This is a genomic window from Enterobacter sp. R4-368 (assembly GCF_000410515.1).
In the GTDB taxonomy this organism is placed as follows: Bacteria; Pseudomonadota; Gammaproteobacteria; order Enterobacterales; family Enterobacteriaceae; genus Kosakonia.
In genome coordinates this window covers 2,754,281-2,769,452 of record NC_021500.1, presented here as the reverse complement: position 1 = coordinate 2,769,452, position 15,172 = coordinate 2,754,281, and the positions used below count along the sequence as shown (strand labels likewise).

Genomic DNA, 15,172 nt, shown 5'->3' with positions numbered 1-15,172 from the left:
CGGGAAATAACGGTATAAAGCGACAAGTCTATCGTTGTTAACCGCCAGCGATTCAATAAGTTATCACCTGCTTTCCCTGCAGTTTTCCGCTGAGTGAGATTCTGCTTAGCGGTTTATCTCAAGCGACGCGCGATAGAGTATACTCTGGCGGCTAAGTGCCCTTTTTTTCTGTTCTGCGCTCATTGTGTCTCTGGAGAGTGATTTTGCGTGTCAGCCGTTCTTTAACCATTAAACAAATGGCCATGGTTGCTGTTGTCTCTATGGTGTTTGTTTTTATTTTCTGCGTCATTTTGCTGTTCCATTTCTTACAGCAGAATCGCTATAACACGGCCACACAACTGGAAAGCATTGCCCGCTCCGTACGCGAACCGCTTTCAGCGGCGATTTTAAAAGCCGACATCCCCGAAGCAGAAGCGATTATCAAACAGATTAAACCGGCGGGTGTTGTCAGCCGCGCGGATGTGGTGCTGCCGAATCAATTTCAGGCCTTGCGCATGAGTTTTATCCCGGAACGTCCGGTTCCGGTGATGATCACACGGATGTTTGAACTGCCTGTGCAGATCTCCTTACCCATCTATTCGCTGGAGCGCCCTGCAAACCCGCAACCGCTGGCCTACCTGGTGCTGCAGGCGGATTCATATCGGGTTTACAAGTTCGTCATCAGCACCTTATCAACGTTAGTGACGGCTTACTTACTGTTGACGTTAATGCTCACGGTGGCGCTCACCTGGTGTATCAACCGGCTGGTGGTTCACCCGCTGCGAAAAATTTCCCGGGAGCTTAACGATCTTCCGGCGTCGGAACTGGCCGGGCATCAATTGCCTGTGCCTCGTCTTCATCATGATGATGAAATCGGCATCATGGTGCGCAGTTACAACCGTAACCAGCAGTTGTTGCTGCGCCAGCAAGAAGAGCTAAACACCCAGGCGACGCATTTCCCGGTTTCTGAATTGCCGAATAAAGCCTTCCTGATGGCGCTGCTGGAGCAAACGGTGACCCGGCAAAATCCCACCGCGCTACTGGTTATCGCCTGCGAAACACTGCGTGATACCGCCGGTGTGCTGCAGGAGTCTCAGCGCGAGATGTTGCTGCTGACGCTGGTGGAGAAACTGAAATCAATACTGACGCCGAACAGGGTGCTGGCGCAGGTGAGCGCTTATGACTTTGCGATTATCGCCCACGGTGTGAGTGAGCCGTGGCACGCCATGACGCTCGGTAAGCAAGTGCTCACTGTAATTAACGAGCGTGTGCCGCTGCACGGCATCCAACTGCGTCCCAATGCCAGTATTGGTGTGGCGATGTTTTACGGCAACCTTTCTGCCGGGCAGCTTTACCACCGGGCCGCTTCCGCTGTCGTCAGCGCGCAGCGCAAAGGGAAAAACCAGATCCAGTTCTTCGATCCAGAGCAGATGGAGCGGGCACAGCAATGGCTGGCGCAGGAGAGCGACATTCTTACCGCGCTCGATGAGGGACGTTTCGCGATCTGGTTGCAGCCGCAGGTGGATGCGGCGAGCGGCGAACTGGTGAGCGCGGAAGCGTTGCTCCGTTTGCACCAACCAGATGGCAGCTGGGCATTACCGGAAGGGCTTATCGAACGTATTGAGTCCTGCGGATTGATGGTCAACGTCGGCTATTGGGTACTGGAAGAGTCCTGCCGCCTGCTGGCGGGCTGGCAAGCGCGCGGCATTATGCTGCCGCTCTCGGTGAATCTCTCGGCCTGCCAGCTGACGCATCCCACCATGCTGGCCGATATGCTGGATTTGTTGCAGCGTTACCGTATTGCGCCGCAGACGTTGATCCTCGAAGTGACCGAAAGCCGCCACATTGATGATCCCCAGGCCGCAGTGGCGATTTTGCGCCCGCTGCGTGAGGCCGGGGTGCGCATTGCGCTGGATGATTTCGGCATGGGTTATGCCGGGCTGCGCCAGTTGCATCATATGAAGTCGCTGCCGGTGGATGTGCTGAAAATCGACAAAATGTTTGTTGAAGGTTTGCCGGATGAAAACAGCATGGTGGCCGCCATTATCCACCTGGCGCGTAGTCTGGATCTGCGCATCGTCGCTGAGGGGGTGGAGAATGAAGCGCAACGGGCATGGCTGGCTGACGCGGGTGTGGATGTGGCGCAGGGCTTTTTATTTGGCCGCGCGGCGTCTGCCGAGGCGTTTGAACAGCAGTTCTTTGCTGGATCGGATAAGCCTGAAAACACGTAATTTGTTACGGGCTTGTGCGAGTCAGTTCAAAGTTTTTAACATTGTTGTTTCAGATTTGATGTAAGTTTATTTCTGTCATGTTTGACGGGTGTTATTTTTAAACCGCAGGCTAACTGAAAACCCTACAAAGCCTGAGGTTTAATCTCAAGGACACCTTATGAAAACCTCCCTGTTTAAAAGTCTCTACTTTCAGGTTCTGACCGCGATTGCCATCGGTATTCTGCTTGGTCATTACTACCCTGAACTCGGGGCACAGATGAAACCGCTTGGTGATGGCTTCGTGAAGCTCATCAAGATGATCATCGCCCCGGTGATTTTCTGTACTGTTGTCACCGGTATCGCCGGCATGGAAAGCATGAAGGCGGTAGGTCGTACCGGTGCGGTTGCACTGCTTTACTTCGAAATTGTCAGTACGCTGGCGCTTATTATCGGGCTGGTGATCGTTAACGTGGTGCAACCGGGCGCCGGAATGAACGTCGACCCTGCAACACTCGATGCCAAAGCCGTGGAGGTGTATGCCGAGCAGGCGCAACAGCAGGGGATTGTCGCCTTCCTGCTTGATGTCATACCGGCGAGCGTGATTGGCGCTTTCGCCAGCGGCAATATTCTGCAAGTGCTGCTGTTCGCGGTGCTGTTTGGCTTCGCGCTGCATCGCTTAGGCCATAAAGGCCAGCTGATTTTTAACGTTATCGAAAGTTTCTCGCAGGTGATCTTCGGCATCATCAATATGATCATGCGCCTTGCGCCGATTGGCGCATTCGGGGCAATGGCGTTTACCATCGGCAAATATGGTGTCGGTACGCTGGTGCAACTCGGTCAGTTGATTATCTGCTTCTATGTCACCTGTATTCTGTTTGTGGTGGTGGTGCTGGGTACGATTGCCCGTGCAACAGGCTTCAGCATCTTCAAATTTATCCGCTATATCCGCGAAGAGCTGCTGATCGTTCTGGGCACCTCTTCATCTGAATCCGCACTGCCGCGCATGCTGGAGAAGATGGAGCGCCTGGGCTGCCGTAAATCGGTGGTCGGGCTGGTTATCCCAACCGGCTACTCCTTCAACCTGGATGGCACCTCCATTTACCTGACGATGGCGGCGGTGTTTATCGCCCAGGCAACCAACAGCCATATGGATATTTTTCATCAGATCACGCTGCTGGTCGTGCTGCTACTGTCCTCAAAAGGTGCCGCCGGGGTGACGGGCAGCGGGTTTATTGTGCTGGCCGCCACGCTTTCCGCCGTCGGGCATTTGCCGGTGGCAGGGCTGGCGCTGATTCTGGGCATTGACCGCTTTATGTCCGAAGCGCGCGCGCTGACCAACCTGGTGGGCAACGGCGTCGCGACTATCGTGGTGGCGAAGTGGGTAAAAGAGCTGGATCAAAAACAGCTGGTCGACACGCTGGATAACCGTTCCAGCGCGGCGAAAACCCCCGGAATTTCTTCATAATTTCGTGACTTATGACCGCAGTCCCTTGTCGGGCTGCGGGTACCTGCGCATAATTACCTCCTGGATCCGTCACAATTTACGATGAAATTTCGTGATAATTCACATCGCGATGTGACGTTTTGCATTTCCCGCGGTCTAAAAGCGAAGTGTTTTAACACGCTTTTAGCCCCTTTGCGCGGGCATACTTTTTAACCAGGAATGTTGATTAGGGGTTCACATGCAGGGCACAAAAATTCGACTGTTAACGGGCGGTTTGCTGATGCTGGCAGCTGTCGGTTATGTGCAGGCAGATGCGCTCCAGCCTGACCCGGCCTGGCAACAAGGGACGCTGGCAAATGGTTTTCAGTGGCAGGTTCTGGCCACACCCCAGCGCCCCAGCGATCGCATTGAGATTCGCCTGTCTATTGATACCGGTTCGCTCACCGAAGGCAGCCAACAGAGCGGTTTCAGCCACTTTATTCCCCGCGTTGCGTTGACCCACAGTGGTCGGCTCGAACCTTCCCAGGTACGCTCGCTGTGGCAACAAGGTATTGACCCGAAGCGCCCGCTGCCGCCGGCGCTGGTCTCCTACGAATACACGCAATATAACCTCAGCATACCGAACAACCGCAGCGACCTGCTGAAAGAGGCGATGGTTTACCTGGCGGATGCCGCCGGCAATCTCACCATCACGCCGGAAACGGTGAATCACGCTCTTGCCAGCAACGATATGGTTACTACCTGGCCGCCCGACACCAAAGACAGCTGGTGGCGCTACCGCCTGAAAGGTTCGCCGCTGCTGGGGCACGATCCCGCCGGAACACTGAAAGAACCGGTCGATGCGGCGCAACTGAAAGGTTTCTACGAAAAATGGTACACGCCGGACGCGATGACGTTGATTGTGGTCGGTAATGTGGATAGCCGCGCTATCGCCGAGCAGATTGGTAAAACCTTCGGCGAGCTGAAAGGGAAACGCCAGACGCCTGCGCCGGTTGCGACGCTGTCGCCGCTGCCGCGCCAGTCGGTTAGCCTGATGAGCGAGGGTGTCACCCAGGATCGTTTGTCGATCATGTGGGACTCCGCCTGGCAACCGATTCGCGAGTCCGCCGCCCTTGAGCGTTACTGGCGTGCGGATTTGGCGCGTGAAGCCCTGTTCTGGCATATCCAGCAGAACCTGAGCAAAAACAACGCCAAAGAGATTGGTCTCGGTTTTGACTGCCGGGTGCTGTTCCAGCGGGCGCAATGCGCCATTAACGTTGATTCACCCAATGACAAGCTCAATACCAATGTCGGCGTGATTGCGCGTGAGCTGGCGAAAGTGCGCGAGAAAGGGCTGCCGGAAGAGGAATTTAAAGCGCTTATCGCGCAGAAAAACCTTGAGCTGCAAAAACTGTTCGCCACCTATGCGCGTGCCAGTACCGATATTCTGATCAGCCAGCGGATGCGTTCTTTGCAAAACCAGGTGGTGGATATTGCGCCGGAGCAGTATCAAAAGCTGCGCCAGAACTTCCTGAACAACCTGACGCCGCAGATGCTGAACCAGGATCTGCATCAGCAGCTTTCACAGGATATGGCGCTGGTGTTGCTGCAGCCGAAAGGCGAGCCGGAGTTCAACATGAAGGATTTGCAGGCAACGTGGGATGAAGTGATGGCACCGCCAGCGGATAACGCCGCAGCGCCTGCTGCCAGTAGTGACGAAAGCCATTCTGACGTCTCGGACATTCCCCCGCAGCAGTAGTTTAGCCACCCCTCTCCGGTAAAGGAGAGGGGTGCACACCGTTATTGCGGCATGGCATCGCGCGGAATAATCGCGCCGCGATACTGAATGACCGTGCTGGCGGTTAAATGCCCGCGTTTTGCCGCTTCTGTCGCATCGCCACCGGTCAGACGTACCGACAGGTAGCCCGCGCTGAAGGAATCCCCGGCCGCTGTGGTATCAATCACTTTCTCTTTTGGCAGTTTCACCGCCGGAACTTCCACCAGCGCTTCACCCGCAATCGCCACCAGGCAGGAGTCTGCGCCGCGCTTGATAACCACTTCTTTTACGCCCGCGCGCTGCGTGCGTTCGATAACTTCTTCTACCGGTTTCTCGCCCCACAGCAGATCTTCGTCATCCAGCGTCAGGAACGCGATATCCGTGCAAGCCAGCATTTGCTGATAAACCTGACGCGTCTCTTCTTTGCTGGCCCACAGGCGTGGACGGTAGTTGTTATCAAAAATCACTTTGCCGCCATTCGCACGGCATGCCTGCAACAGCGACAACAGCTTGTTGCGGCTTGCCGGGCTAAGAATGGCAAGGCTGATGCCGCTCAGGTAGAGGTAATCGAAGGTCGCAAGTTGTTCGCAGATAGCCGCAGACTGCTCGCTCTCCAGCCAGAATTTGGCGGCTGCTTCGTTACGCCAGTAGTAGAAAGTACGCTCGCCGGTGCTGTCGGTTTCGATGTAATAGAGGCCAGGCAGGCGGTTTTCCATACGTTGCGTCAGGCTGGTATCGACGTCCTCGCTTTGCCAGGCATCCAGCATCTGCTGGCTGAAATTGTCGGTGCCAAGCGCGGTAACATAGTGCACGGAAAGCGCCGCAGGATTGACCTGGCGGGCGATATAAACGGACGTGTTAAGCGTATCGCCACCAAAGCCACGGTTCACTTCCGTGCCTTTTTGTGACAGTTCAATCATGCATTCGCCAATGACGGCAATTTTCCTGGACATAGTCATCAACCTGGATCAGATAAATTAACGGTAGTGTGCGTTGTGGGTGATTCGTGGTCAACTATATTAAAACAACGTTCCAGTATTTTTTTGAGCTAAAGCCTGTTCCTGGCAGATTTCCCGTCGGCGGTTTTTAAATTTGCCCGCAGACGGAGCGTAAAGTTATCGACACGCCCGCCGATAACTCATTGACGAATTCCTCCCGGTCATCGCCTTCGACAGGACAGCAGAAATGAAGTTAAAGCAGGTCATCCAGCAGCTAAACATTCCGGAAGCAAGCATTGAAAGCTTGCAGGAGCGTCGTTATTGGCTGCAATGTGAACGTGCTTATACTTATCAGCCCATCTATAAAACCGATGGTCGTCTGATGGCGGTTGAAGTATTAACCATTGTCACCCATCCGTCGCAGCCGGAAACGCGCATTGCGCCGGATCGCTACTTTTCCGAAGTGGCGGTGCGCCAGCGTGTTGATGTGGTGCATGAGCAAGTGGCGCTGCTGGCGGAACAAAAAGCCTTCTTCCTCAGCAATGACGTGCTGGCCTCGGTGAATGTTGACGGCCCAACCCTGCTGGCGATGCGCCAGGATACCGATCTGATGGCGTTGATTAATTCACTGCCGTGGATCCGCTTTGAACTGGTCGAACATATCCGGCTACCGCAGGATTCGACGTTCGCCTCGATCAGCGAAATTGGTCCGCTGTGGCTGGACGACTTCGGCACCGGCATGGCGAATTTCTCTGCGTTAAGCGAAGTGCGTTACGACTACATCAAAGTGGCACGCGATCTGTTCATCATGTTGCGTAAAACGCCGGAAGGGCAAAACCTGTTCACCATGCTGTTGCAGTTGATGAACCGCTATTGCCAGGGCGTGATTGTCGAAGGTGTGGAAACGCTGGAGGAGTGGCGCGATGTGCAGGATTCACCGGCTTATGCGGCGCAGGGCTATTTTCTCTCCCGTCCGGTTCCTTTAGCCAAACTTGAACACGTAATACTCGAGCTGTAACCGCAGCCCTTTCTGCGAGCCTCTACTATCTTTATGACAGGTAAGGCTTTAAAGGAAAGGCAGAACGATGACAAAAACGAGTAAAGCGATTATCGCCGTCTTCGCGACGTTGCTGTTGCTGATTGTGGTCGCCATTATCATCATCGCCACATTCGACTGGAACCGCCTCAAACCCACCATTAACGAAAAAGTCTCCACGGAGCTTAACCGTCCGTTCGCTATTCGCGGCGATTTGGGCGTGGTGTGGGAACGACAAAAAGAGGAAACCGGCTGGCGCAGCTGGGTTCCATGGCCGCATGTTCACGCCGACGATATTATGCTGGGCAACCCGCCGGGTATCGACGAAGTGACAATGGTGCATTTACCCCGCGTTGAAGCCACCCTCGCGCCGCTGGCGCTGTTTACCAAAACCGTTTACCTGCCGTGGATCAAACTGCAACAGCCCGATGCCAGGCTGATTCGTCGCTCGGAAAAGCTCAACAACTGGACCTTCACGCTCGCCAGTGACGCCAACAAAGACGCCAATGCGCAGCCTTCGAGTTGGTCATTCCGGCTGGATAACATTCTTTTTGATCGCGGGCGTATCGCCATTGATGATGCGCTCAACCGCGCTGATATCGAGATCCTGGTAAATCCCTTAGGCAAGCCGCTGCCGTTTAGCGAAGTGACCGGCAAAAGCGACAGCAAAGTCAATGCCGGAGATTACATCTTTGGTCTGACGGCGAAAGGGCGTTACAACGGCCAGCCGGTGTCCGGCAGCGGCAAAATTGGCGGCATGCTGGCGCTGCGCAGCGAGGGCACACCTTTCCCGGTGCAGGCGGATTTCCGCTCCGGTAACACGCGCGTGGCGTTTGTCGGCACCATCAACGACCCGATGAACATGGGCGGTGCCGACTTGCAACTCAAGTTCGGTGGTAACTCCCTTGGCGAACTGTATGACTTAACCGGCGTGTTGCTGCCGGACACGCCGCCGTTTGAAACCGATGGCCATCTCATCGCGAAGCTCAACAACGAAAAAGGGGCGGTGTATGACTATCGCGACTTTAATGGTCATATCGGCGAAAGCGATATTCATGGCACGCTGCGCTACACCACCGCTAAACCGCGTCCAAAACTGGAAGGCGACGTTGAATCGCGCCAGTTACGGCTGGCAGATTTAGGGCCGCTGATTGGTGTCGATTCCGGCAAAGGCGCTGAGCAGTCGAAACGCACCGAGCAGCAAAAGGGCGAGAAAACGGGGCAACCGGCAGATAAAGTGCTGCCGTATGACCGCTTTGAAACCGACAAATGGGACGTAATGGATGCCGATGTGCGTTTTAAAGGCCGGCGGATTGAGCATGGCTCAACGTTACCCATCAGCGACTTGTCGACCCATATTCTGCTGAAAGATGCCGACCTGCGCCTGCAACCGCTGAAATTTGGTCTTGCGGGCGGCACCATCTCATCGAATATCCATCTCGAAGGGGATAAAAAACCGATGCAAGGTCGGGCGGAGATCCAGGCGCGGCGGCTGAAGCTCAAAGAGTTGATGCCTGATGTCGAGCTGATGCAGAAAACCCTTGGTGAGATGAACGGTGACGCAGAGCTTCGCGGCGTGGGCAACTCCGTAGCGGCGCTGCTGGGCACCAGCAATGGCAACCTGAAACTGTTAATGAACGACGGGGTAGTCAGCCGTAACCTGATGGAAATTCTTGGTCTTAACGTCGGCAACTATATTGTCGGTCAGTTGTTTGGCGATGACGAAGTGCGGGTAAATTGTGCCGCAGCGAACCTCGATTTAGTCAACGGCGTCGCGCGTCCACAAATCTTCGCCTTTGATACGGAAAACGCGCTGATTAATATTACCGGCACCGCCAGCATGGCGTCGGAACAACTCGACTTAACCATTGATCCTGAAAGCAAAGGCGTGCGTATTGTCACGCTGCGTTCACCGCTCTACGTGCGTGGCAGCTTTAAAAACCCGCAGGCGGGGGTGAAACCCGGGCCGTTGATTGCGCGCGGTGCGGTGGCGGCAGCGCTGGCAACCCTGGTCACCCCGGCGGCGGCATTGCTGGCGTTGATCTCGCCATCGGAAGGTGAGCAGAATCAGTGCCGGGCGATTTTGTCACAGATGAAACACTAGGAAGCGCAACGGGAAGTAGCCCTCTCTTCAGCGAAGAGAGGGCAAAAAGTTTACAGCGACTGGTGTTTAGTTTCGTGGGTCAGCAGCAGCGCGATAAGCGTTAATGTGGCCATCGCGGCCAGGTAGAACCCGACATACATCAGACCATAATTGGCCTGCAGCCAGGTGGCGATATAAGGTGCCACCGATGCGCCGAGGATCGACGACACGTTGTAAGAGAACGACGCGCCGGTATAACGCACTTCCGTCGGGAACAACTCCGGCAGCAGCGCGCCCATCGGACCGAAGGTCAGCCCCATCAGGCTCAGGCCGATCAGCAGGTAGGCCATCACCAGCACCGGGCTACCGGAACCGAGCAGCGGTGGGAAGACAAACAGCGCGAACAGGATGATAAGCGTGGTGATGATCACCATGCTTTTGCGGCGACCAAAGGCGTCCGCCAGCAGACCCGCCACCGGCACCATCACACCGAAGCCAATCACCGCCATCATCAGCATCCACAGCACTTCGTTACGCGGCAGGCCCAGGCCCTGCGGCGAGGTGCTGAAGGTCATGGAATAGACCGTCATGATGTAGAACAGCGTATAGGTCGCCAGCATGATAAAGGTGCCCAGCACGGTAACGCGCACATGTTTGGTCAGCAGCGTGCCCAGCGGCACTTTCACCTGCTTCTTCGCGGCGGCGACTTTGGCAAACACCGGTGTTTCATGCAGCGAAACGCGAACGTACAGGCCAATCAGCACCAGCACGGCGGAGAAAATAAACGGCACGCGCCAGCCCCACGCCATAAACTGCTCATCGGTCAGTAACCAGGAGAGCAGCAGGAAGGTGCCGTTCGCAAAGAAGAAGCCAATCGGCGCGCCCAGTTGCGGGAAAGAGCCGTACAGCGCGCGTTTGCGCGGCGGGGCGTTTTCCGTGGCCAGCAGCGCCGCGCCGCCCCATTCACCGCCCAGCCCCAGACCCTGGCCGAAACGCGCCAGCGCCAGCAGCAACGGTGCCATCACGCCAATGGTTTCGTACCCCGGCAGCAGACCGATCAGCACGGTTGAGATCCCCATCGTCAGCAGCGAGGCCACCAGCGTCACTTTACGGCCAACGCGGTCGCCGAAGTGACCAAACACGGCGGAACCAATCGGGCGCGCAATAAAAGCAATGGCGAAGGTCGCCAGCGACTGTAGCGTGGCGGCCGTCGGGTCGCCCTGCGGGAAGAAGATATGCGGGAATACGATCACCGCAGCGGTGGCGTAAATATAGAAATCGAAGAACTCGATGGCGGTGCCAATCAGAGACGCAACGACGACTTTATTACGTGAATTTACCGGGGGATTTTCCTGCTCGTTGTCGAAAGTTGTGGCTGTAGCTTGCATAGAATTTTCTTATTTTTGCGCGAACGAACGACCATATTAGCCACAGCAAAAGCGACATTTCAATCTGTAACAAACCGGGCTTTCGCGCAAAAAACCGGCAAAAAGCGAATAATTTTCAGACTCACGATTTACCTTCTATGAAATGCTTCACAGATTTTAATAATCAGAGAATAAAACTGGTTTTTGGTTAAATAAAAGTTACGGACTGGATTTTCATGCTGAAATCGCCAGGCGGGCTGAAATATTCCATTTCCTTCAGCCCGATAGCAGTGTTAGTGGTGGGTTTTGTCCGGCATGCGCGGGTCACCTTTGTACTGCGCAGTGGCGATCCACGCGGCGCAAAACAGCGTCAGGCGAGCAAAAAAGTAGAAGAACGCCATCAGCCCGAGCACCGAGCCAAACGCCGCGCCGGAAGGCGATTTGACCAGCGATGGCAGCGTCCAGGTCATGATGATTTTGATCACTTCGAACCCAATCGCCGCGAGAAATGTGCCGCGGATCAGCGCCTTTTTACGCGGACGGTGGCGCGGCAAACGCCAGAAGATCCAGAAGAAGAGCAAATAGTTCGCGAAAATCGAAATAGCCAGGCCAATCAGTCGCCAGGCCGGTTTCAGCCATTCAATGTAATCCAGGTGCAGCGCGTTGATGATCAACTGCTGCGCGGAGCCCGCCACCGACGTTATGGAAAGCGTCACGATCAGCGCGACTAACAGACCAATCAGCGAAATGAAGTCGCGGAAATACTTTACCCAGATTTTTTCTTCATCCTGCGCGTTACGCTCCCAGACATCGCGCGACTGAGCGCGGATTGCCTCGCGCAGGTTGCCGGTCCAGTTGACGCCGGAATAGAGGGCGATAGCCAGCCCGACAATCCCTACCGTCGTGCGCTGCTGCACGGCAATATTGAGGGTGTTTTGCAGTGTTGAAGCCATCGTCGGATCGCTCACGCTCATCAGGATCTTATTGAAGATGTCCTGCAACAGCGTCGGGTGCGAGGCGAGCACAAAACCGGCGGCGGCAAACGACACCATCATGATGGGGATCATCGACAGAAACGAGAAGTAGGTAATGGCCGCGCCAAACTGGTTGCCCATGCGGTCGTTAAAACGTTCCGTCGCGCGGATCAGGTGCGCTACCACAGGCCAGCGCTGGATCTTTTGCACCATGTCGGTGAGGGATGCCAGAGTGGTACTGGCGGCTGAAGGGGCAGAATGTTTCTTTTCGGTGGGCTGCTCAGCCATCTTCCTGACGGGTTCGTAGTCGAGGTCTTGCGTCGGGCGTTTTTCATGATTTTCCGGCGTCATCAGGTCTGTTTTCCTTCTCCTGAATGTGTTGTAACTGAAATTATAGCTGCTAGTGGTCGACGTAATCCTTCAGTACGGTCGCCAGCCACTCCATAAACAGATGCACGCGGCGCGATAAATTACGGCGGTGCGGGTAAATCAGCGAAACCGGCATCGGTTCAGCGCGGTATTGCGGCAGGATCTCCACCAGTTTCCCCGCCCGCAGCGCTTCGCGTACGCCAACGCGCGGCACCTGAATAATCCCTAATCCGGCCAGACAGGCAGCCTGGTATGTTTCGGTACTGTTCACCGTCAGTATGCCGCCGGTTTTCACCCAGTGTGTCTGTTTATCCTGCCAGACCTCAAAGCCTGGCGGACGCGTTCCAAGGTTAACGGCGTAATGCACCAGCGCGTGGGAGGATAAATCGTCGAGCGTTTCCGGGTAGCCAAAACGCGCCAGATAATCGGGGCTGGCGCAGTTAATGACCGACAGCCGCCCGAGCTGGCGGGCGATCAGACCGGAATCTTTGAGCGTGCCAACGCGCACGACGCAGTCGAACCCTTCGCGAATAATATCCACCAACCTGTCGCTGCTGCTGAGCTCCAGTTCAATGCCGGGGTATTGTTGCAGGAAAGCGGGCAGGCGCGGGATCAGCAGATTTTTCGCCACCCCGACCGGCATATCGACGCGCAAACGCCCGCTGATGCTTGATGGATCATGCAGGAACATACCGTCGAGCTCATCCATATTTGCCAGCAGATCTTTCGCCCGCTCGTAGTAAACCATGCCGTCCTGCGTGAGCTGGACGCGGCGTGTGGTGCGGTGCAACAACTGGGTGCCGAGGTGCGTCTCCAGCGCCTGGATCTGGCGCGATACGCTACCCTTAGGAAGCCCCATCGAGTCCGCCGCGCGGGAAAAACTCTCCAGTTCCGCCACGCGGATAAACAGTTGCATTGCGTAAATTTTATCCATCATCACGCTCGATTGTTGCCTGTAATGAAACGGTGAAGCGTAATTTAGCACCTTTATTGTTTATTCGTCAGCTAATAAGCTCTTTTCACGGTCTCACATCAGCGAAAACGAGGTTTCTTATGACACAACATATTGCTTTAGTGACAGGTGGCAGCCGCGGTTTGGGTAAAAACGCGGCGCTGAAGCTGGCAGCGAAAGGAACGGGCATTATCCTGACCTACAACAATAACGCCGAAGAAGCGCAGAATGTGGTGCGTGAAATTGAGAAAAAAGGCGTGAAAGCGGTGGCATTGCAGCTTAACGTCGGTGATATCACCGGATTTGATGCTTTTGCGCGCAACGTGCAGGAACAATTGAAATCGGTATGGCAGCGCGAAACGTTTGATTATTTATTGAACAATGCTGGCATCGGTATCAGCGCAACTTTCGCCGAAACCAGCGTTGAGCAATTTGATCAACTGGTGAATATCCATTTCAAAGGCCCGTTCTTCCTGACGCAAAGCCTGCTGCCGCTGCTGAAAAATGGCGGGCGCATCCTTAATGTTTCCAGTGGCCTGGCGCGTTTTTGCCAGCCGGGCTATGCGGCGTATGCGTCAATGAAAGGGGCAATGGAAGTGCTGACCCGTTACCAGGCGAAGGAGCTTGGCGCGCGGGGCATTTCGGTGAATATCATTGCACCGGGGGCGATTGAAACCGATTTTGGCGGCGGGGTAGTGCGTGATAATGAGCAGGTTAATCAACACATTGCTGCGCAAACTGCGTTGGGTCGTGTCGGCCTGCCGGATGATATTGGCGATGCGATTGCCGCACTGCTGAGCGACGAGCTGGCATGGATGAATGCGCAACGCGTGGAAGTGTCGGGTGGGATGTTCCTGTAAGACCGTAAGACCGTAAGACCGTAAGACCGTAAGACCGTCACGCCCGGCAGGGTTCGCTGCCGGGCGTGCAGCTTTACTGTTTCTGAAAATGCGTTACCCGGATACGCACCGGTTGCTGTTTTTTATCCAGCGAGCCGCTGATGCCGACCAGTTCATCCGGCGACACGGATTTACCATCAAATATCGCCGCTGGAATATAGACCTGAACCTGATCGGTTTTGTCGCGGAACAGGTAAAGATCACCGCTCTCCTTCTCAACCAGGTTACCGCGCAGCGAGACGGACGCGCCATCATGCAGGGCTTTTGCCTGTTTGACGGTCATGGTGCGCGCATCTTCCATGCCGCGATAGCCGTCATCCATTTTATGCGGCGGTGGCGGCGCTTTGTCCGCTTTCAGACCGGGTGCATCTTCTGCGAATGCCGTCATGGAGAACAGCGCCACCAGACTGGCGGCAAGCACAATTTTCTTCATAACCTCTCCTGAATATTGCCGGAACACGTCCTTAAGCCTGGCAGAGCATAGCGAACTATGCTGACGAATTATCGTTTTTCGTCATATTCGTGGCGCAGTAAGCCAAACAGCCAGTCGTTATGCCAGCGTCCTGCCAGCCAGTAGGACTCGCGCAATTCGCCTTCGAGAATAAAGCCGGTTTTTTCCAGCAAGTGTCGGGACGCGTGGTTTCCCGCCGTTACGGTAGCGGTGAGCTTACGAATGCCGCCTTCGCTGAAGGCGTAATCACACAGCGCTTTTAGCGACTCCTGGCCATAGCCTTTGCCCTGTGCGGCAGACGCGAACAGAAAGCCGACTTCGGCGCAGTCATCCTCGCGGTGAATATAACCGGTGACGCCCAGCGGTTCGTTTGTCGCCGTGTCGCGTACCAGCAGGCAGAGCCAGTGTCGGCTGCCGGGGGACCAGGGGGCTAGCCGGGCGTCGAATGCTTCACGGATCTCATGTTCACTGCGAGCATCGGCAACGTAGCGCATTACCTGCGGATCTTGTTGCAGTGAAAGAAAGAATGGCCATGCTGCTTCTGTTATTGGCGAACAGGTCAGTCTTGGGGTAAAAAGCATTAACACAGTGAATATCTCCTGCTGTTTTTTTTTCGGCTTGAAACCACTATCACTGATAATAATCGTCAACTGAGCTATCTTTTACTTATTCATAAATAAAGAAAAAATTAAGCGCTCAGGTTGGCCAGTTAAT

At 55.1% G+C, this 15,172-nt stretch carries 12 protein-coding genes; 6 read left to right on the top strand and 6 right to left on the bottom strand.

What is annotated here, in order from left to right:
• Window positions 1-203 precede the first annotated feature (203 nt).
• The 3 genes from hmsP (at window position 204) to H650_RS13045 (ending at window position 5,371) form a co-directional block, all read left to right on the top strand.
• The gene (gene hmsP / locus H650_RS13055; protein ID WP_020455665.1) at window positions 204-2,210 is read left to right on the top strand and encodes a biofilm formation regulator HmsP; all 2,007 of its coding nucleotides are present in this window, start codon (window positions 204-206) and stop codon (window positions 2,208-2,210) included.
• A 157-nt stretch (window positions 2,211-2,367) separates the two neighbouring features.
• Window positions 2,368-3,654: a dicarboxylate/amino acid:cation symporter gene (locus H650_RS13050; protein ID WP_020455664.1), complete on the top strand. Its 1,287-nt coding sequence runs from the start codon at window positions 2,368-2,370 to the stop codon at window positions 3,652-3,654.
• Window positions 3,655-3,871: 217 nt separating this feature from the next.
• A complete protein-coding gene (locus H650_RS13045) occupies window positions 3,872-5,371 on the top strand; it encodes a M16 family metallopeptidase (protein WP_020455663.1) in 1,500 nt (499 codons plus the stop codon).
• Between the two features lie 41 nt (window positions 5,372-5,412).
• Here the strand turns inward: H650_RS13045 and kdgK are convergent, their stop codons facing one another.
• A complete protein-coding gene (gene kdgK / locus H650_RS13040; RefSeq protein ID WP_020455662.1) occupies window positions 5,413-6,342 on the bottom strand; it encodes a 2-dehydro-3-deoxygluconokinase in 930 nt (309 codons plus the stop codon).
• 232 nt (window positions 6,343-6,574) lie between these two features.
• On the opposite strand from kdgK, the gene pdeH reads away from it, so the two are divergent.
• Window positions 6,575-7,345, top strand: a complete 771-nt coding sequence (gene pdeH, locus H650_RS13035) for a cyclic-guanylate-specific phosphodiesterase (RefSeq protein ID WP_020455661.1) — start codon at window positions 6,575-6,577, stop codon at window positions 7,343-7,345.
• Between the two features lie 67 nt (window positions 7,346-7,412).
• A complete protein-coding gene (locus H650_RS13030) occupies window positions 7,413-9,467 on the top strand; it encodes an AsmA family protein (RefSeq protein WP_020455660.1) in 2,055 nt (684 codons plus the stop codon).
• Window positions 9,468-9,517: 50 nt separating this feature from the next.
• On the opposite strand, the gene H650_RS13025 is transcribed toward H650_RS13030, so the two are convergent.
• The 3 genes from H650_RS13025 to H650_RS13015 all read right to left on the bottom strand — a co-directional run bounded on the left by H650_RS13025 (window position 9,518) and on the right by H650_RS13015 (window position 13,090).
• A complete protein-coding gene (locus H650_RS13025; protein WP_020455659.1) occupies window positions 9,518-10,834 on the bottom strand; it encodes an MFS transporter in 1,317 nt (438 codons plus the stop codon).
• A gap of 272 nt (window positions 10,835-11,106) precedes the next feature.
• Complete coding sequence (gene yhjD, locus H650_RS13020; protein ID WP_020455658.1) at window positions 11,107-12,138, bottom strand: inner membrane protein YhjD; 1,032 nt, start codon at window positions 12,136-12,138, stop codon at window positions 11,107-11,109.
• Between the two features lie 49 nt (window positions 12,139-12,187).
• Complete coding sequence (locus H650_RS13015; RefSeq protein ID WP_044489752.1) at window positions 12,188-13,090, bottom strand: LysR family transcriptional regulator; 903 nt, start codon at window positions 13,088-13,090, stop codon at window positions 12,188-12,190.
• A gap of 119 nt (window positions 13,091-13,209) precedes the next feature.
• Here H650_RS13015 and H650_RS13010 point away from each other — a divergent pair, with 119 nt between their 5' ends.
• Complete coding sequence (locus H650_RS13010) at window positions 13,210-13,968, top strand: SDR family NAD(P)-dependent oxidoreductase (protein ID WP_020455656.1); 759 nt, start codon at window positions 13,210-13,212, stop codon at window positions 13,966-13,968.
• Window positions 13,969-14,041: 73 nt separating this feature from the next.
• Here the strand turns inward: H650_RS13010 and H650_RS13005 are convergent, their stop codons facing one another.
• Both H650_RS13005 and H650_RS13000 read right to left on the bottom strand, forming a co-directional pair.
• Entirely contained in the window at window positions 14,042-14,440 is a 399-nt protein-coding gene (locus H650_RS13005; RefSeq protein WP_020455655.1) for a YdeI family stress tolerance OB fold protein, read from the bottom strand.
• 68 nt (window positions 14,441-14,508) lie between these two features.
• Complete coding sequence (locus H650_RS13000) at window positions 14,509-15,039, bottom strand: GNAT family N-acetyltransferase (RefSeq protein ID WP_370447823.1); 531 nt, start codon at window positions 15,037-15,039, stop codon at window positions 14,509-14,511.
• Window positions 15,040-15,172 lie beyond the last annotated feature (133 nt).